This window comes from Photorhabdus akhurstii, from assembly GCF_018448925.1.
Classification (GTDB): Bacteria; Pseudomonadota; Gammaproteobacteria; order Enterobacterales; family Enterobacteriaceae; genus Photorhabdus; species Photorhabdus akhurstii.
Genome location: NZ_RCWE01000154.1, coordinates 1 through 257, shown reverse-complemented (window position 1 = coordinate 257; position 257 = coordinate 1). Strand labels below are relative to the sequence as shown.

The following is a 257-nucleotide window of genomic DNA, read 5'->3' as shown; positions in this document are numbered from 1 at the left end:
GGTGAAAAGCATTACGCTGAGTTGTTCAGCCACCGGTAAATACTACGCCTCGATACTCTGTGATGACGGCCTGGCCGCGCCCGCGAAGCCCGCTTTGATAACCCAGATGACAGGTTTGGATATGGGATTGTCTCACTACGCTGTCAAATCCAGCGGAGATAAGATGGCCAATCCCCGTCATCTTATCAATGCCGGCCGTAATCTGAGGCGTAAACAGAAGGCCCTCTCCCGGAAACAAAAAGGCAGCGCCAACCGTC

At 53.7% G+C, this 257-nt stretch carries 1 protein-coding gene; it reads left to right on the top strand.

Going from position 1 to position 257, the window contains the following annotated elements; genetic code table 11:
• A partial coding sequence (locus EAE93_RS25800; RefSeq protein ID WP_214040754.1) for a transposase occupies positions 1–257 on the top strand: 257 nt, incomplete at both ends.